A 15,991-nucleotide genomic window follows, 5' to 3' on the forward strand; every position below is an offset into this window, starting at 1 on the left:
ACATCCCGGCTGGAAGGCCCGTCTCGAGGCGAACATGACCCAACGGGCCGCGCGGATCGACTACTGGACCCGGTATGTCGCCGAGCAGGAGGCGGCCGAGGTGAAGGTGTGGCGGCCGGAGGACTTCCACCCTGGGGATGAGGTGAAGGCGGCGTTCGGCGGATGGCACCGGGTCCTACGCGTCAACACCCGCTCCCTGACCATCCCCCACTGGGACCTGGAAGGAGAGACCTGGCGGCTGACCTACGACAAGGTTCTCGACCACCGGCCCCGGCCCCGGGCGCGGACGCGACCGCGTCAGACCGCGGGCAGATGGCCGGTGATATCGGCGACCGTCATGACCGGCACGGCGACGGCGCCGCGGAGGAGCTGGTGACAGCCGCCGACGGGCTCGGCGTCGGTCTCGGGGGGCACCGCCAGCACCGTGCGGCCCCGACGGCGGGCGGCCCGCGCGGTTTCCATCAGCGGGCCTGACGTTTCCGTCTCGACGACCAGCAACGCCGACGACAGCGCCGCGAGGAGCGCCGTGCGCAGAGCAGTGCGACGGCTCGGTGCGTCGCGCACGGAGGGCCCCAACGGCGGGGCGTCGCTCAGCTGGACGCCGTGGACCGTGACCATCTCCAACAGCTCGGGATGGCGGGAAAGCGACGTCGCCGTCAGGACGGCCACGGTCGGCCCGTGGGTCACGGCGGCGGTCAGGGCCTGCACCCCGACACCCACCCCCACGGTCGCGATCACGGTGACCGTGGGGGTGGCCGTGACGAGCCCCTGCGCGAGCTGGCCGGTGAGGTGGGCTCGGTGCGGGCTCGGCCTGCGGGTACCGGCGACCGCGACGGATCGGGCCATGAGGTCGGCGAGGTGGCCGTCACCGCGCGCCCACAGGCCGATCGGCATACCCCGTGCCGGGGTGAGGGTCGGCGGCCATTCGTCGTCCCCAGGGCACAGCAGCCGCCATCCCCGGGCGGTGTGGGTGGCGATCAGCCCGTCGGGGTCGAGGTCCGACCCGGCGGACAGGGACGCCCATACGGCCTCGGCGCCGCCGGTGTGCACAGCGGCGTCACGGGCCTTGTCGAGGGGGAACAGGGTCAGCGCGGCGCGGGCGCGGCGCTCCTCGGGCGGGACAGGCATTCCAACGCCTTTCAGGACGATGCGGATCGGGCGGGGGTAGGGGCGGTCAGGCGGACGTGTCGGCCGGCACCGGGTCGGTGTCGGCCGGGGATCCGTCCCCGGGCGTGGTGGGTGCCAGCTGGGCTGCGACCCACGGGAACCGCAGGGTCAGCGGCGTGCCGGCGGGCACCGTGACCGGTGCGGACACGAGGTGGTCCTCACGCCACGAGTCGAGGCAGCCGGGGCAGATCGTCGTCGCGTGGGGGTCTTCGTAGTCGACGGTGTCGTGCGGCCAGCCCTCGGGGGCGCTGTCCGGGCATCCGCCGGGGAAGAACGCAACGACACAGGCCGCGTTCAGGTTCGGGTTGGTCGGGTAGTCACCGGCCTCGCGTAGGTGGGTCAGGACACGGTCGGTGACATCGGAAACATGCATGGGGAACTCCGTTTCACGGTGGGGTTTTCCGGCCCGGCGTGCGCCGGGAATCATTGGTGGATGTGCGCCACGCTCGTCGGATTGAAACGGGGATCGTGGCGTGCGGTGGAATCGTAGCTCGCCATCCCGGCGCGGTAAACAATTCCGCATCACACGTCGGGAATGGGGAAAGCTCACGTTCGAGGATTCTTTAACCTTGCCCGCGGCGGCTTTTTCTTCGCCTGCGTGAGGCGGGTCGAGGATGTATCGGAGGGGCGCTGGTTCAGGTCCCCGCCGGTACCGCGCGGCGTGGCCGCCGATCTTCACCGGTCGAGGGGGCCGCTGGTGGAAGCCGTTGGGCGGGCAGGTGGCCGTTATCCGTCACGGCTTCCCGGGCGTCGGCGATGGTGATGCCCTCGGTGCGGAGATGGTCGAGGAGCTGTTCGCGCCGGCGGAGGAGATCCGTCACCTCGCCCAGGAGCACGGCAAGGTCGTCGGAGTCCACGTAGCTGTCGCCGTCGTCGTGGATACCCTGCAGGCAGGTGTTCAGCGCGGGGATCGCGCGGGTGCTTACCAGGTCCAGCAGGTTCTGCCGTACGTCGGCGTAGTCGACCACGGCGGCGGCCAGGTCTTCGTCGCCGTGGACTTCTGCCAGCAGATCGGGCGGGTACATGGGGCTTCCTCCGTGGTGTGGGAGCGGGTGGGTGGCTCGTGCCGCCGGTGTCGGGGCAGCCCGTCCGTGCGGAACCGGTGTGGCCGGTGTGGCCGGGGGCGCGGGTGACGGCGGCCCCCGCGCCCCGGTGTGACGGCCGGCGTCACCCGTGCGTCGAAGCCGGAGCCGGCGGCCGAACCGGGGCCGGTGCGGGGGTGCCGGGTGGTCGGGGTGCGGGGTGTGTGGCAGGCGGGCCGGACGGCGTCGCGGGAGCCGCGTCCCGGCCGGGGGCGAGGGCCGTGCTTAGTGCTCTTCCTCCGTGGGGCGCCCCGAGGGTGCGCCGGTGTCGGGCTGGTACCAGTCCGGGTCCGCGGCGAGGTCGCCGGTGTTGAGGCGGGCGCAGTCGGCCCAGGCCGCTGCCCAGGACTTCGGCGGGTCGCCGGTGTAGAGGGAGCAGTCCGTCCAGGCCCGGTCCCGGGTGGGTGTGCCGTGGTCCCGGATCCGGTAGGCGCCGAGGCTTTCCACCTCGACACGGAACCGGGACAGCGGGAACAACAGGTGGACCTGCTCCCGGTCGGTGGGTGACAGCCGGTGCAGTCGAAGGTCCGCGCCGAGCCGCGCCGGTATGCGTCCGGGGTGGATCCGGAAAAGGGTGCCGGCGTCGCGGCCGTCGGCGGTGGTGAGGTCCGCGAGGACCTCGAAGCCCCGCTCGTGCGCGGGCGGGCCGTGGACCGGTCGATGGTCAGCGCGACCCCGCCGAGAACGAGGGTCTCGGTCTCCGGGTCTTCCGCGCGGGCTGTGTGCATGGATATCTCCTCCACAACGGGACGGTGATCCCAGGTGGGAAAAGGGAAAGGAGGGGAGAACGCGTCGGGGGCTTCCGCCGTCGCGCCGGCTGGGAACGGGAAACTCGGGGTGTGGCGCGACCGAAAAGAGAAACCCTGGGATGTTCCGGCTGTGAGCCGGCAGGTTTTCTGTGCACCGGAGGGGTCAAGAACGGCGGGCCGGTGGTCGCCGCCCGGGCAGGTGCCGATGGGCCGGAGGTGAGGAAGGGTGCGCGCACGAGGGGGTGTGGCGGGGGAAAGATGGCCGGTGGATTCTCGCGGGCCGGTGCGGGTCTGGTGTTGTCAGGAGGACGGAGAGCGGGGGCCGTCGAGCGGACGGAACACGATCTCGCTGTCGGCGTTGGCGACGGTCGCCCACTCGTCGAGCAGGTCGGCGAGGGTCTCGGCGAGGGTGCCGAGGTGGTCGTCCGCGGGCCCGGTGTCCGTGTGGACGCGGAGAAGGCGTCCGCGGGGTTCGTCGAGTTCGTCGTGGTAGGTCTCGACGTCGAGGTGTGTCGCGGCGGGGCAGGTGGCGCGTGTCCCGGCCTCGATCTCGTCTTCCAGGACGGCGCGTAGCGCGTCCCGGGCGTCGAGGAACACCTCGCGTGCGCGTTCACGCGGCTCCGGGGTATCCGACGTGGCCGGGTCCGGGTGGGCCGTGCGGGTGGTGGGGTGCCTGTGCGGCCTGCGTCGCGGTCTCACGGTCTGCCTCCTGGCAAGGGCGAGGAACGAATGTCGGTGGGGCTGGCGGGTCCCGGTCGGTGCCCACTGCCCGGCCGGGCCGGTGAGCAGCGGGCTCCCTCCGGGGTGACCGGCGGCCGGCCGACGGGCGCGGTCGGGGAAGGCGCCGCACGCCGGTCACCTGCGGGGGGTCAGCGCGCTCGCGGGATCCGGCGCAGGCCACGGGCGGCACGTGCGCCGGACCGGCGCTCGGCGCGATCACCGCCGGACGCGGACACCGGGCCCACGTCGCCCACCGGGTCGCGGGGCGCCGGCGGTGTGAGGGGGGTGAGGACACGATGGGTGTCAGCGATCAGCCGTCCGGCCAGCGGGAGGAGGGAGGCCTCGTCGAGGACATAACCGCCCCCGGGTGGCCAGTGGTCCGCCGGATGGGTCAGAAGCTCGGCCCAGCCGGTGGGAGTGAGGATCTGCGCGGTGGCGGACGAGGTGTGCTGGTGGTCCTCGTAGCGGTCGTGGACCCGGAAGACCCGGACCCGGACCGTGTGCTGGGGCATCCGGTAGACCCAGGTCAGTTCGTAACCGCGCCCGACGCGCCCGGAGGACTCGTGTTGGAGGACGCCGACGCGGTCCACCGTGTCCTCGGGGCCGAAGAACTGCCATGAGGCGCGGTGGGGGCCGCCGGCCGCGCGGACGTGCAGGAGGGGTTCCTCGTCGCGGTCGAGGGCGGTGAGGTCGAGGGGATCCAGGACGACCCACAGGTCGGTGCCGTGTCGGGCGTGGTCACGGGCTCGCCGGTCGGGGTCGGTGTCGCGGTAGAGGTCACCGGAGTGGAGGGCGATGGCCTCGACGGGACCGAGCTGGTCCCGGCCGTCCGGGGACTGCGGGGGCGCCGGCGTGTGCGCGGCGGTGGGTGTCGCGTCGTCGGTGCGGGGGTGCGCGGGGGGCTGGTTCATCGGTGCTCCCTGAAAGGCGTGGGTCGTGGTGGAGGGGTGGCGCGGGGCGGGGACGGGTTGGTCAGAGGTGGGTGTGGAGCGCGAGGAGGAGGCCGCCGTCGGGGCTGCGACGGACGGTGACCACCTGTCACAGAGGGCCTGGTAGAAGGCCGCGTCCAGGAGCAGGGATCCCCGTATGGCGTCGGGTGGGCTCCGTGGTCGATCAGGTGGGCGGCTTCTTCGGGGGTGAGGTGCGGGTCCTGCGGCGTTGGTGTGGGGCTGGGTGGGGAAAGGGCCGCAGGGCTTGGCGTGGCGGTGAGGGCCGGTCTCCCGCAGGTGGCGGGTGAGGCGGGTCCTGCGACGGGCGGGGGGTGCCTGCCGGGCCGGGCCCGGCAGGTGGGTGGGTGGGGGGTGCTGGTCAGTCGTCGGCACCGCCGAACCCGGAGGCGGCGAATGCCTCCCTCTCGGCCTGGAGCTCTTCCTCGGCCTTCACGCGCCAGGCCGCGGCCGCGAGTTCCTTGGCGTGGTCGGGGTCGGTGGCCTCGACCACGCTGATCCAACGGGTGTAGTCGTTGTCGGGGCTGATGGTGCCGGCCGGTGTGTGAGCGCCGGTGAGGATCGCCGCGACGTACAACGTCCTGCTGTCGTCCTCGTTGTCGATGAGGCCGATCACTGTGTAGGCCTTCAGGCGGCCGGTCGGGGTCGGGTCGTGGGGGGCGCTCGGGTGGGTCATGGCTGGTCACCTCACGGATCGGTGGCGGGTAGGTGGGGTGGCGCGGCCCCGCACGGTGGGGGCCGCACCCGGCGGGGTGGCTGGGGGTGAGGGCGCGCAGCGCGGCCTTGGCGATGGCGTGGCGGTGTCGCTCGGGTTGGTGAGGGTGACGGCCTGGGCGGGAACCGGATTGCCGTCCTCGGGGGTGGTGGGTGGCCCGGGGCGCGGATGCCGGCGGGCCCCGGGCCGGGGCGCTGGCAGTCAGCCGAGGTGGCCGTGGGTGAAGGTGAGGGTGCCGTCAGGCATGCACGCGGCGACGATCCGTCCGGTGTGCAGGGCCTCGATGAGCGCCGCGTTGAAGGCGAGGGATCCCTGGGCCGCGCCGGGGTGGTCGCCGGTCGTGATCAGATGGGCGGCTTCGGTGGGAGTCAGGAGTCGTCCGCCGGCTGGCAGCGCGGGGTGTGGCCCGGTGCCGGTGGCGCCTGGTGTGCTGTCGGGGTCCTTCTCACCGGTCTGGTAGCCGCCTTCGGCGAGCACCTCACGGAGCTGCATGGGGCCGAAGCGGGGTCCGAGCCGGGTGTGGAACCGCTGGCCGGTGTGCCGGTGGTGCAGGTGGAACTCCAGGCCGGTGGCGTGCAGGATCACCCGCGTGTGGTCAACCGGGTGGTCCCACACGTAGGTGTCCTCCAGACCGGGCAGGGGCAGCCAGCCGGCCCGGGTGAAACCCGCCTCGTCCAGGACGGTGACCAGGTCGAGGTCCACTCCGTGGGCGGGGGTGGAGCCGACCAGGTAGGTCAGCGGTTCGTAGGGGGCGTGGGTGCGAGTGTGGGGGTGGGTGTAGAGGTACGGCTCCTCGATGTCCGCGGTGAGGCGTCGCTGCGGGAGACAGGCCGGGCAGACGGTGGCGGAGTGGGGACCGTCGTAGACCCCTTCGGAGGCCGGCCAGCCGGGGAAGACCTCCGGGCAGCCTCCGCGGAGGAACGGCACGACATGGTCGGCCACCGGGGCGGGGTCGCCGGGCCGGGCGTGGGGGCGGATACGCACGAAACCGCTGATCAGGTCCATGGAGACCTCCGGGGAAGAGACACGCGGGATGGGGTGGGGTGGGCGCGGCCCTGGGGGGTGGGGCCGCGCCCGGAGGCGGGTCAGGACGGGCGCAGGGCGCGCAGCGCGGCGTCGGCGATCGCGGTGGCGGTGGTCGTGGGGGTGTCGAGGGTGATCCCGGGCGCGGGTGGGATCGGGCTGTTCGTCTTGCTGGGGGTGATCCACAGCAGGTGGCAGCCGCTGGAGGCGAGCCGGCGCAGCCTGGCCTCGCCCTGCTCCTTCTCGGTGGTGAGGAACTTCCCGTCGGAGATGACGACGAGCAGCCGGATGGCACCGCCGGGGCGGTCGAGGCCGAGGCTGGCGGTGAGCAGGTCGACCGCTTCGGTGAAGACCTCGGTGCCGTCGTTCGCCTCGAACTTGGTGACTTTCTGCGGGGCGGCCCCGGGATGGCTCAGGGCCCGGACATGCCGTCCGAAGATCACCGTCTGGGTGTGGGTGCCGGGCACGGCGGCGGCGGCCGTCGCGGTGATCCACGCGGTCGAGGCGGCCGGTTTCGCGAACGTGCGCATGGACCCGGAGACATCGACCGCGATACCCAGCCGTAGCGGAGGGTTCGGGATCTTCTTGTGGCGGGTGCGGGTGAACGGCCTTGCGGTCGGGAGGGCGCCTGCGGCGCGTTGGGCGTCGGCGGCGAGCGCGCCGCGCATCCTCAGCCGGCCCGGTGGGGTCGCGGAGGTGACGGTGACCGGGACGCGTTCGGGGACGGCGGCGCGGCGCAGGGCACGGGCCAGGGTGCCCGCTGCGGTGCGTTCGACGCGGGTCGCCGGGCGGGTGCCGGCGGTGCGGGTCTCCCCGTCGAGGGAGTGCCCGTGCGTGTCGGCGGTGATCGCGTCGAGCGCCTCGGCGATCGCTTCCCCGAGGGGTGTCGCGCCGTCAAGGGCCGGACCGGTCCCGGTGCCGGCGCCGGCGAGCACGCGGTCGGTCTCTTCCTCGTCGTCGCCGACGAGGTCGGCCCACTGCTCGCCGAGACGCAGCATCGTGGCGGTGTCGTCGTCGGCGGTGGCGGTGGCGGCCTGCCAGATACGGCGCAGTGCGGCGAGGTCATCCGCGCCGAGGATCGCCGCGCACACCGTCTCGACGGGGGCTGTCTCGGTGGGGCCGAGGATCCCGGCGTCGGCGCGGGCGAGGAGGAGGGCGGCGGCGCGGGCGGCGGCGGCGCGGGTCATCGGGACCGGTGGCGCCGGGGTGGGCGCGGGTGGGACCGGGGTACTGGCGGGCGGTGCCGGTACGGGTGGGAGTGCTCCCCCCGCCGCCTCGTCGTCGGGGTCGGGCAGGAATGTCGGGAGGATGAGGGTCTTGGCGCTGGCGCGCAGCCAGCGGCGGTGGGTGGGGCGCCGGCCGGTGTGCGCGGCCTCGATCCTCGCCTCCTCGAGGAGCATCGCGGCCCGTCCCGCGCGGCTGCTCATGGTGGTCGGAGAGTCCCAGTGGGTGTGGGCGGCGTGGGCGCCTTCGTGGGTGAGTACTCCCCACAGGGCGGGGTAGCGCCGTGCGTCCGTGGCGGTGCCTTCCACGGTGGTGGGGTCCATGCCTGCGGGGAGGATGGCGGCGTCGATCTCGATCGCGGCGAGGGAGGGGATGTGCACCCCGGGGGCACCTCGGCCGGCGCCGGGGGCGCAGGTGACGACCAGGTCCTTACATCCGGAGATGGTGGCGATCTCGGCGGTCATCGCGGCGGAGATCCGCAGCCACTCGCCTTCGGGGGCGGGCGCGGGGATGGTCGGGTCGGTGTGGATGTGCTCGGCGGGCATCCGGGACTCCTCGGCCGGGGCGGGTGGGCAGGCTGGCGCCCACCCGCCGCGTGTCGTGGGACGGGTGAGGCAGGGCGAAGGGGCGGAGGCTAGATCTGCTTGCCGAGGGCGAGGGGCGTGAGCTTCGCTCCGAACGCCTTCTCGACCGTCTCCGCGACCGTGGGCCGGTCCTCGGTCGGGGCGACCCCGATCAGGTTCGCCGCCGCCGCCGGGACACCCAACACGTCGACGATCTTCTGGAAGGCGATCAACTCGCGGAGCTGGGGTGACCAGCCGATGTCACCGGACTCGCGGCGACGGTGCAGGTTCCGGGCGACGGTGACCGCCCGCCTGTCGATGTCGAGTTTGGTGGCCAGGTCGAAGTCGGTGGACACCTCGATCTGCACGCTGAACCTGCTGGAGAGGGCCTCGGTGAGGATCGCGCCATGGACCCCCGGGTTGTGGCCCGCGATGATGTAGAAGCCAGGCTTGGCTTCGATCGTTTCGCCTTTGTGGGCCTTGACCACGATCCTTTTCCGGCCGTCCATCGCCGGGTACATGGCCGCGAGGACCGCCGGGCTGATCAGGGTGGCGTCGTCGACGAGCAGGACCTTTCCCTCCTGCATGGCGCAGATGAGCGGCCCGTAGACGAACTCGTACCGGCCCGTCGGTGTCTGGGTGTACTCCCCGATCAGGTCCCCGACCTGGGTGTCCCCATCACCCGCGATGGTGATCAGATCCTCCCCGAACGCCGCCTCGATCACGCTCGTCTTGCCGGTGCCGGGCGGTCCGTAGAGCAGGACCGGTACCTCGGCGGCGCGCAGTTTGCGCAACACCTCGACGTCGGGCAGATCGGCCAGTTTCCTCGGCCGGTAGACCTGCCCGGAGGGGCGGATGATCCCCCCGTCCGGCGTCGTCGCCGGTACCGCCGGGGGCGCCGGCTTCGGCGGGACCGCAGCGGGGACGGGAGGTGCCGGTGGGGCCTTCGGCGGGAGGGTCCCGGCCTTGATGGCGAGTGCGTCCCCGGTGGTGGGGGTGGCGGCGTACCGGCGTGGCGCCGGGCTGGTCAGGGCGGCCTGCCCCGCCTCGGTCAGGCGATCCAGAGCGTTGCCGACCGCACCCGAGCTACGCCCTCCGAGGGCTTTCGCGATCGCCGTGGGGCTGTGGGAGCCCGTGTTGTCGAGGAGGAACTCGGCGACAAGGCGATGCAGGGCGTACGGGGACAGCCGGGGCGTCTCGGGGGCGGGGGTCGGGGCAGGGCTGGTCATCCTGATCTCCAGGCAGGTGAAGGAAAGGGCGAGGGGTGGCTCCGGGGTGGCGTGCGGGGCGCACGCCACCCCGGAGGCTGGGGGCGCTACCGGCGGCGCAGGCGGCGTCGGAGCGGGCGGCGGCGCCGGGGGGCCGGCCGGAACTGCTGGGTGCCCACGACGATGTCGAAGTTCGCCGGGTTCCACGGGTCGCCCGGGGGGAGGTCTCCGACGACGTCGATATGGACCCAGGTCCCGAGGTGGTCGTTGACGAGGCTGACGGTGACCGGCGCTCCCGGTATCCCCGGTGTCCACCGCTGCGAGTGGGTGCCGGGCCGGTAGGACGATCGCGTCACGCGGCCTCCGATGGGTGCGGGCACCTTCACCTCGTCGAACCTCTCGACCGAGTCGAAGGAGGTCTGGGTACCGCGCCTGGAGGTGACCTTGGTGAGGGCCCGGCGTGCGGTGCGCATGGGTCGCATGGGGACTCCGTCCGAGTGGTGGATCGATCGCAGGGGGGCGTGCTGGCTTTCCCGCGTGGGGGTGGGTGGTGTTACCGGTGGCGGCGCAGGAGGCGGCGCAGGCCTCGGGTGCGGCGGACGGTCGTCAGGCACCCGTGCGGGCACGACGTCTGCTCGGCGGTGGGCGGGTTGAGGGTGCGCACCAGGCCGACCGCGTCCGGGTCGACCTCCGGGGCCCAGTTGAGGATCGTCTTGCCGTCGAAGACGATCTCCAGGGCGAACGGCGCGGTGCGGTAGTCCGCTAGGGAGAAGATCTCCACCGACATGGCGCCGTCGGGTTCCTGGTAGACCCAGGTCGTTAGGTTCCCGACGGTGAGGTAGGCCAAGGCCGTGTCATCGCGCGGCATCGTGATCGACTCCTTCGCGGGTGCGGCCGAGGGCCTCGGTGATCGCCTCGAGGTGTCCCTCGTGCTCGGCGTAGGTGATCCACTTCTGGGTGGTGCGGAAGGGCCGGACGGCGGTGTACTCGTTGCCCGGGAGCTTCCTTAGCCGGAACGCGACCTCCTCGACGCTCATGTCCTCGACGTTGTGGGGTGTCGGGCCCACCGCGTTGATCCCGAGGATCGGGTCGACCAGGTGGGCGTAGTAGACGCCTTCCGGGTGCGGGAACACCGCGATGCGTGGTGCGGGCATGACGGGTCACCTCCTTTCATGTGGGCGGGTCCGATGCGCGTCCCGGTCGCGTGTCGCGGTACCGGTTTCCCGGTCGGGATTCGTGTTTCGTGTTTCCCGTTCGGGCGGTGCGTTTTCGGTGTGGGACAACATTAACCTCGTCCATTCGGCAATGGGAAGGGGTTTTCCATGACTCTTTAGGAATGTTTTCCGAAAAGAGTCATGGAAAACCGCTTGCCTGTTTCGAAATGGCGAGCTATCCGCGTGCGCGCGGATAGGTAATGACGAAAAGAGTCATGGAAATGCGGGTGTGAATGCGCGCGGGTCGAGATAGAATGGCGGCAACGGAATCGGCGCACGACGGAAGGGGTGGTGGGGATGTGCACGCGGACGCGACCGGCGGCGCTCCGCCGCCTCCGCCCGCGCGCGTGCGCGGCCTCGCGCGAGGCGGCGAGGCGGGGCCCTGGGGCCGGCGGGACGCCGGGCCCAGGGGGCCGATAGCCGCCCGGAGGCGGAAAACCGGGTGGTGGTCCGGGGTCCGCCCCTGGGGCGGGCGCCGGGCCGCCGCACGTGTTTTCCAGCCTCCGGGCGGCGTAGCCTGGCCCACCCTCGGAGGGGGTCGCAGGCCGCTGACCTGCGTCTTTGCCGGCGGGGTCCCCCTCCGGCCTTGAGCGGACGACGAAACGGAACCAGAAACGGACGAAGAAACGGAGCCCGTAACGGAGGGCGGGGGTGCCGGCCGGCCCCTGCCTCTTCGAGCCGCCGGTTCGGGATGCTCGCCGCGGCCCACCCGGGGCTGCGGCAGGCATACCGCGGAAAGGGCGGGGGTGTGTGGTCAGGCGGCGGGTCGGGTGGCGCCGCGGTAGCTGGACCGGACATACGTTTCGGTCCGTACCGGCGCCCCGCGCCGGGGCGCGTTCACCATGTTCCCGCTGCCAATGTAAATTCCGACGTGGGTGATGTCAAATTCGGATGTTCCGTAGAACACGAGGTCTCCGATTTCCAGGGGCGTTCCTGGAGAGAGACGCGGTCCGGCGTCGAACTGGTCCTGCGCGACCCGGGGAATGGTGATCCCGGCGGCGGCGTACGCGGCCCGGGTGAGACCGCTGCAGTCGAATCCATTCTCGCCGTAATCGGGTTCTCTGAACTTGCGCAAGTCGGACAGATCATATTTGTCTCGGTTGAGTCGTTGGCTGGACGGGTGTGAGAGGATGGCCCTACTCGGGTGACCGGTTCTCGGGCGCATTGGTGGTGATGGTGCGTGCGACGAGGTGATGGACACTGGGCATGCCGAGGTGGACGGTGGTCTGCCGGTTGGTGAGGCGGTCGAGATCGGTGAGTTTTGCTTCGGCGGCGGCGAGGCTGATGGTGAGGCCCTCGATTTCGCCGAGCCATCCTTGCTGTTCGGCTTCGCTGATGCGTGCTTGCAGGTTGTCATGAACCTCGACGAGTCGTGGCCGCTGGGCCGGGTCAGGCCGCAGCATCGGGCATCGAATGCAGGCATGTTCATGGATGCACGGAGTGTTGTAGGCGCGCCCGCAGGTGCCGAGGGATACTTTGCGCCGTTGAAAGTGGCCGAAGAAGTCTTCCCATTCTTGTTCCGTCGGTGTCCGGTATTCTTCGCTGGGGCGCACGGAACGGCGTCGGGAGATCCATGCGCGGTGCGCTTCGATCGTTTCCTCGGGGTAGGTCGCCTTGTAGCCCATCGTGGTGTTGATGTCGCGGTGCCCGCAGATGGCCTGGGCGATGTGGGGTGGGAGTCCGCTCATGACAGCGTCGGTGACGAAGATGCGGCGGAAGTCGTGCGGGGTGAAGTCGAGGGGCTTTTGGTCCGGTCCAGTCAGTCCGGAGTGTGCGAGGGCGTTGCTGAGCGCCTTCTCGATGGACCGGCGTGGTATCGCTCGGTTTTCGGCGCCCCAGCGTCGTTGGAACAGCAGAGGCATCGGCGGAAGCCAGACGCATTCGTGGATGTCGTAGGAGGGGACGAGAGGCACGGTTCCAGTGGCGTCGCGGACGCGGCAGACCACGGCGCTGAGGACGTCGGCGAGTTCCGGGCTGATCAGCAGAAGGCGTTCGGTGTCAGTTTTTGACGGCGCTATCTGTAGGAGGGGAACCAGCTCGCCGGTGGCGGGAAGCTGGTATTGGATGAAGCTGTGGTGGGTGAGTTCGAGGAGTTCCTCTGCCCGGATTCCGGTGTGTCGCAGGATTTCCACCGTTGCCCATGCCCAGAACGCTTCGTGTTCTTCAAAGGTCAGGTCGTGGCGAACGCCGCTGTTCTGGTCGTCGGCCCAGACCTTCGTGCCGCCAGCGGTCGGCATGAGTGGCCGTAGAAATGTGCGGTCCGCGATGGTGAAGGTCTCACCGGGGTCGGTGCGGCGAGCGACGGCGAGACGCTCCGCGGTGTCATGGCGACGCTTCTCGACAATGCGGACAAGGGCGGGCAGGTGCGGCAGGCGCTCGCGGGTGCGCTGGTCCATCCGCGCCTTGCGGCGCATCCGCTCTTTCCACCGATTGACGTCGGCAGGCGTGACGGGGCAGGGCGCGGCCCAAGGGCCCCAACGGGCTGGGTCTTCCAACGCCCACTGCGCAATGTCAAGATAGAAGGCACGGACTGCGAACATGCAGCTCTTGGCGTTCGCCCGCGGGGTCTCCACGTCGACGAAACCCCCGTCAGTGTCGGCCGCCTTCGTAGTTCTCACTTGGATGCGTTGCTTCCAAGCCGTGGCGACCTCGTCGGGAAGGTGGAGGGAGTAGATTCCGGGATGGTGGCGCTCCAGGTCTCCCCAGAACAGGCCCGCGAGCTTTTCCGCGAGTTCCTTCAAGCTGACGTAGTCCACTGCTGGCTGCCGGTAACGCAGATACTCGACGAGGAGATTCCGCACCGGCCGGCAGCGTAGAGCGAACCGATCCACGAGCGCCTCGACGGTGAGCTGTCCGGTTGCGCCGCGGAAGGCCCGTATCGTGGGTGGCGCATCGGGAGAGAAGATCCCGGCGTCGTGCAGGAGCTGGTAAAAATAGGTCTTGCAGGTTCCACCTTTGGCCTGCACCGAGCTTTGGACGTCCAGCAACTCCACGCAATCGCCGGGGACGATATCGGCGATGAGTCCGCCTTTGCAAGCCATGATCGTGGCGGTGCGGTAGAGAGCGAGACGGACCATCAGCGGCGCCGCGGCAGGGTTCTCCCGCGCGCAGGCCCGCAGCCGGGCGAAACCGTCGGGGTCACGGGAACGTTCCATGGCCGCTTGGAAACGCGGGGAATGACGGGTCATCATCCACCGCACCCCGGGCCGGATCACATCCCCGCAGATCAAGGCGAGCAGGCCAGTCGAGAGACAGGGCTCGTTGGTGTCGTCGCCGACTCCCCGCAGCCATTGCACGGCTATTTCCCGCCAGTGCTTCCCGTCGATCTCCTGCACTCCTGTGGCGAGCCATCGCTGCTGCCAGGTAGCGCCTGAATGGCCCTGCAGCCACCGCAGGACGCCGGTGATGCCGCTGCGTCGTTTCCATTGCACGGCCTGCTTGTCAGACCCGTAGGGCGGGGGAACAAGGAGCTCAACGATGTCACGACTGCCAAGGAAGGTTTCCGGCCACGACCCCGGAACTGCCCGCGGCGGGAACTGTATCCGCAGACGCGCGGCAGCGCCAGCGGTGCCGCGCATCGTCCCGGGTTTCCTGACAATGGAATGTGACCCGATGGATGGATCCGGCCGATCCAAGACCTCGGTCACGGCGTTCTCCCGGGGAAAAGGACCTGCAGGCTGTCAGGCCGGTATCCCACGGCCGGCGGAGGCGGTGGCGCGACAAGGCCCGCGGCCTGGCGGGCATGGTGAGCGCGCATTCCGGCGAGGACCTCGTCTTCGAACGGTGTCGTGTAGATCTGCGTCGTCGTCAGGCTGGCGTGCCCGAGGACCCATTGCACGTCGGTCAATGCCACCTGGGGATCCCGTGCCATACGGTAGGCGGCCGTATGACGAAAATCATGCAAGGTCCAGTTACTCCCCAACATGGCCTGCGCCCGGTTGAGGGCCGCCCTGGCGGCATGATAAGTCAAGGGGCGAGCCGGCCGCCGCAATGTCCACCAGAGGGGGCAGTCCGGTCCGGACGGCGCCAGATCATGAACCTCCTGCTGATACAGACGAAGCCATACGAAGGCATCCGGAGACGCCGGCAGCCGCTGGATTGTCCGGGAACCTTTCCTCACAACGCTGATCAATTGCTGGCCTGGGTCAGCATCAACCTGGGTAGCCCCCAACAGCTCGGACGCGCGAGCACCGGTTGACACGTAAAACGCAACCAGTGCACGGTCGCGGTGGCTCAGCAACGCCGCGAACAACTCGTTGAAGCGCTCGTCCGGGATCGCGCGAGGTACCCGCTTCGGGATGCCCGGACGATACAAGCCGACCCTCGTGTTGCGAAACGGCTCCAGCGGATTATGGTGTGCATGGGGCCGTCCCTGGTCCTCCCGCTGCCGGACCAGCGGAAACGGATTTATGACAGGCCCACTACCCCAGCGCCGGTGGCAATCATAGAAGGCGCGCAGGACGGTTTCGCTATGCGCGACTGTACGGGCCGCATACTTCACCCCCGGGGCCGGCCTTCCCGTGACTGGGTTCGGGCGCCCCGCCCCCGATACTTTCCTCGTTCGCTGGCTCCGCGCCGGCTTGTCGATAGTTCTCAGCCAGCTGGAGAAGTCACGCGCTTCGACTCTGCCCGCCGCATCCCAGGACACATCAACCGCCCACAGGAAACGGAACCAGCGAAGAAGGTCCAGCCCATAGGAGCGTTGCGTTGCCGCCGACCGGCCTGCTGCCTGCAGATCCTTCAAATAGACCGTGACCGGCTCCACAACACGCCCAGTTCCGTCCAGCAGACGGTACGGCTCGAACAGCTCGCCCGTGTCTCGCAGGCATCCGACACAAGGCACTACCAGCGCGGCCAAGTCTCGCGACTCATTCTCAGTATCGATCATCGCCCTACTCCAGCGGACAGACGCAGAGAACGGGCGCTCACCACGCCGGAACCTCCACGCGATCCAGTGGTCTGATTGTCGCCATGCCCTTCGGTTACGACGGTGGACGGACACACAGCGAAAATCACTATTCCTATCCAGCCACACCGTGGTCACCTTCATCCCCGATCCGCAGGCCGTGTTACCCCTACAAGATTGCGCCAGATCGAGTCGATGCGGACGACGGCACCCCGATGAGGAGCATTAATCATTTGAGTTGACGAGATTGCAATCCCGACGTGCGTGACATCACCAGGCCCGGTCCCGAAGAACAGCAGGTCCCCCGGCTGCAGGACCGAGCTTGCGGGAACCAGCGGTCCCGCTTCGTACTGTTGCTGGGCGGTTCGGGGCAAGTTGACCCCGGCTGCCGCATAGGCAGCACGAGTCAGACCCGAGCAGTCAAAACCGCCGGTGACCTTGACCCGGCCATCTGGTAGTTCAGTCAACTGGGG

Annotated in this window: 18 protein-coding genes and 1 pseudogene; 2 read left to right on the plus strand and 17 right to left on the minus strand. The window is 70.2% G+C overall.

Annotated features, from left to right (window positions below; genetic code table 11):
* The first annotated feature begins 34 nt into the window (after nucleotides 1-34).
* The gene (locus AWX74_RS41860) at nucleotides 35-376 is read left to right on the plus strand and encodes a hypothetical protein (RefSeq protein ID WP_063793380.1); all 342 of its coding nucleotides are present in this window, start codon (nucleotides 35-37) and stop codon (nucleotides 374-376) included.
* Here the strand turns inward: AWX74_RS41860 and AWX74_RS36740 are convergent.
* The 4 genes from AWX74_RS36740 to AWX74_RS36755 all read right to left on the minus strand — a co-directional run bounded on the left by AWX74_RS36740 (nucleotide 298) and on the right by AWX74_RS36755 (nucleotide 2,726).
* Nucleotides 298-1,128: a DNA-processing protein DprA gene (locus tag AWX74_RS36740; protein WP_091286498.1), complete on the minus strand. Its 831-nt coding sequence runs from the start codon at nucleotides 1,126-1,128 to the stop codon at nucleotides 298-300. The genes AWX74_RS41860 and AWX74_RS36740 overlap by 79 nt on opposite strands.
* Nucleotides 1,129-1,174: 46 nt before the next feature.
* Complete coding sequence (locus AWX74_RS36745; RefSeq protein WP_054571591.1) at nucleotides 1,175-1,540, minus strand: hypothetical protein; 366 nt, start codon at nucleotides 1,538-1,540, stop codon at nucleotides 1,175-1,177.
* A 262-nt stretch (nucleotides 1,541-1,802) separates the two neighbouring features.
* The gene (locus tag AWX74_RS36750) at nucleotides 1,803-2,192 is read right to left on the minus strand and encodes a hypothetical protein (protein ID WP_054571592.1); all 390 of its coding nucleotides are present in this window, start codon (nucleotides 2,190-2,192) and stop codon (nucleotides 1,803-1,805) included.
* Nucleotides 2,193-2,474: 282 nt separating this feature from the next.
* Complete coding sequence (locus tag AWX74_RS36755; RefSeq protein WP_054571593.1) at nucleotides 2,475-2,726, minus strand: hypothetical protein; 252 nt, start codon at nucleotides 2,724-2,726, stop codon at nucleotides 2,475-2,477.
* Nucleotides 2,727-2,762: 36 nt separating this feature from the next.
* Between AWX74_RS36755 and AWX74_RS36760 the strand changes: the two genes are divergently transcribed.
* Nucleotides 2,763-3,005 carry a hypothetical protein gene (locus AWX74_RS36760; protein WP_054571594.1) on the plus strand — a complete coding sequence of 81 codons (243 nt, stop codon included), beginning with the start codon at nucleotides 2,763-2,765 and terminating at the stop codon, nucleotides 3,003-3,005.
* Nucleotides 3,006-3,298: 293 nt separating this feature from the next.
* Here AWX74_RS36760 and AWX74_RS36765 read toward each other — a convergent pair whose 3' ends face one another.
* From AWX74_RS36765 to AWX74_RS36825, 13 genes and pseudogenes are all read right to left on the minus strand, one after another.
* Entirely contained in the window at nucleotides 3,299-3,697 is a 399-nt protein-coding gene (locus AWX74_RS36765) for a hypothetical protein (RefSeq protein ID WP_193209795.1), read from the minus strand.
* A 170-nt stretch (nucleotides 3,698-3,867) separates the two neighbouring features.
* A complete protein-coding gene (locus AWX74_RS36770; protein ID WP_054571595.1) occupies nucleotides 3,868-4,629 on the minus strand; it encodes a hypothetical protein in 762 nt (253 codons plus the stop codon).
* Nucleotides 4,630-5,026: 397 nt separating this feature from the next.
* The gene (locus AWX74_RS36775; protein WP_054571596.1) at nucleotides 5,027-5,341 is read right to left on the minus strand and encodes a hypothetical protein; all 315 of its coding nucleotides are present in this window, start codon (nucleotides 5,339-5,341) and stop codon (nucleotides 5,027-5,029) included.
* A 240-nt stretch (nucleotides 5,342-5,581) separates the two neighbouring features.
* Nucleotides 5,582-6,385 (minus strand): hypothetical protein, encoded by an 804-nt coding sequence (locus AWX74_RS36780; protein ID WP_091286502.1) that lies wholly within the window; start codon nucleotides 6,383-6,385, stop codon nucleotides 5,582-5,584.
* 80 nt (nucleotides 6,386-6,465) lie between these two features.
* The gene (locus tag AWX74_RS42215; RefSeq protein WP_054571598.1) at nucleotides 6,466-8,172 is read right to left on the minus strand and encodes a VWA domain-containing protein; all 1,707 of its coding nucleotides are present in this window, start codon (nucleotides 8,170-8,172) and stop codon (nucleotides 6,466-6,468) included.
* Between the two features lie 89 nt (nucleotides 8,173-8,261).
* Nucleotides 8,262-9,419: an AAA family ATPase gene (locus AWX74_RS36790; RefSeq protein ID WP_054571599.1), complete on the minus strand. Its 1,158-nt coding sequence runs from the start codon at nucleotides 9,417-9,419 to the stop codon at nucleotides 8,262-8,264.
* 86 nt (nucleotides 9,420-9,505) lie between these two features.
* A complete protein-coding gene (locus AWX74_RS36795) occupies nucleotides 9,506-9,880 on the minus strand; it encodes a hypothetical protein (protein ID WP_131799642.1) in 375 nt (124 codons plus the stop codon).
* 71 nt (nucleotides 9,881-9,951) lie between these two features.
* A complete protein-coding gene (locus tag AWX74_RS36800) occupies nucleotides 9,952-10,266 on the minus strand; it encodes a hypothetical protein (RefSeq protein ID WP_054571601.1) in 315 nt (104 codons plus the stop codon).
* On the minus strand, nucleotides 10,253-10,552 hold the full coding sequence (locus tag AWX74_RS36805) for a hypothetical protein (protein ID WP_054571602.1): 300 nt from the start codon (nucleotides 10,550-10,552) through the stop codon (nucleotides 10,253-10,255). The genes AWX74_RS36800 and AWX74_RS36805 overlap by 14 nt, the downstream gene beginning before the upstream one ends.
* Before the next feature lie 814 nt (nucleotides 10,553-11,366).
* Nucleotides 11,367-11,669 (minus strand): annotated as a pseudogene (locus AWX74_RS36810) (C40 family peptidase); the annotation flags it as partial.
* Between the two features lie 79 nt (nucleotides 11,670-11,748).
* Nucleotides 11,749-14,259: a tyrosine-type recombinase/integrase gene (locus AWX74_RS36815; RefSeq protein WP_200931263.1), complete on the minus strand. Its 2,511-nt coding sequence runs from the start codon at nucleotides 14,257-14,259 to the stop codon at nucleotides 11,749-11,751.
* Entirely contained in the window at nucleotides 14,256-15,500 is a 1,245-nt protein-coding gene (locus tag AWX74_RS36820; protein ID WP_054571614.1) for a tyrosine-type recombinase/integrase, read from the minus strand. The genes AWX74_RS36815 and AWX74_RS36820 overlap by 4 nt, the downstream gene beginning before the upstream one ends.
* A gap of 158 nt (nucleotides 15,501-15,658) precedes the next feature.
* On the minus strand, nucleotides 15,659-15,991 hold a 333-nt coding region (locus tag AWX74_RS36825; RefSeq protein ID WP_131799643.1), incomplete at its 5' end, for a C40 family peptidase.

It is taken from the genome of Parafrankia irregularis (assembly GCF_001536285.1).
Taxonomy (GTDB): domain Bacteria; phylum Actinomycetota; class Actinomycetes; order Frankiales; family Frankiaceae; genus Parafrankia; species Parafrankia irregularis.

Bases quoted from the DNA above. Each gene is read 5' to 3' on its own strand.
- AWX74_RS41860 (WP_063793380.1), top strand. From the start codon at position 35: ATGACCCAACGGGCCGCGCGGATCGACTACTGGACCCGGTATGTCGCC.
- AWX74_RS36740 (WP_091286498.1), bottom strand. From the start codon at position 1,128: ATGCCTGTCCCGCCCGAGGAGCGCCGCGCCCGCGCCGCGCTGACCCTG.
- AWX74_RS36745 (WP_054571591.1), bottom strand. From the start codon at position 1,540: ATGCATGTTTCCGATGTCACCGACCGTGTCCTGACCCACCTACGCGAG.
- AWX74_RS36750 (WP_054571592.1), bottom strand. From the start codon at position 2,192: ATGTACCCGCCCGATCTGCTGGCAGAAGTCCACGGCGACGAAGACCTG.
- AWX74_RS36770 (WP_054571595.1), bottom strand. From the start codon at position 4,629: ATGAACCAGCCCCCCGCGCACCCCCGCACCGACGACGCGACACCCACC.
- AWX74_RS36775 (WP_054571596.1), bottom strand. From the start codon at position 5,341: ATGACCCACCCGAGCGCCCCCCACGACCCGACCCCGACCGGCCGCCTG.
- AWX74_RS36780 (WP_091286502.1), bottom strand. From the start codon at position 6,385: ATGGACCTGATCAGCGGTTTCGTGCGTATCCGCCCCCACGCCCGGCCC.
- AWX74_RS42215 (WP_054571598.1), bottom strand. From the start codon at position 8,172: ATGCCCGCCGAGCACATCCACACCGACCCGACCATCCCCGCGCCCGCC.
- AWX74_RS36790 (WP_054571599.1), bottom strand. From the start codon at position 9,419: ATGACCAGCCCTGCCCCGACCCCCGCCCCCGAGACGCCCCGGCTGTCC.
- AWX74_RS36795 (WP_131799642.1), bottom strand. From the start codon at position 9,880: ATGCGACCCATGCGCACCGCACGCCGGGCCCTCACCAAGGTCACCTCC.
- AWX74_RS36800 (WP_054571601.1), bottom strand. From the start codon at position 10,266: ATGCCGCGCGATGACACGGCCTTGGCCTACCTCACCGTCGGGAACCTA.
- AWX74_RS36805 (WP_054571602.1), bottom strand. From the start codon at position 10,552: ATGCCCGCACCACGCATCGCGGTGTTCCCGCACCCGGAAGGCGTCTAC.
- AWX74_RS36820 (WP_054571614.1), bottom strand. From the start codon at position 15,500: ATGATCGATACTGAGAATGAGTCGCGAGACTTGGCCGCGCTGGTAGTG.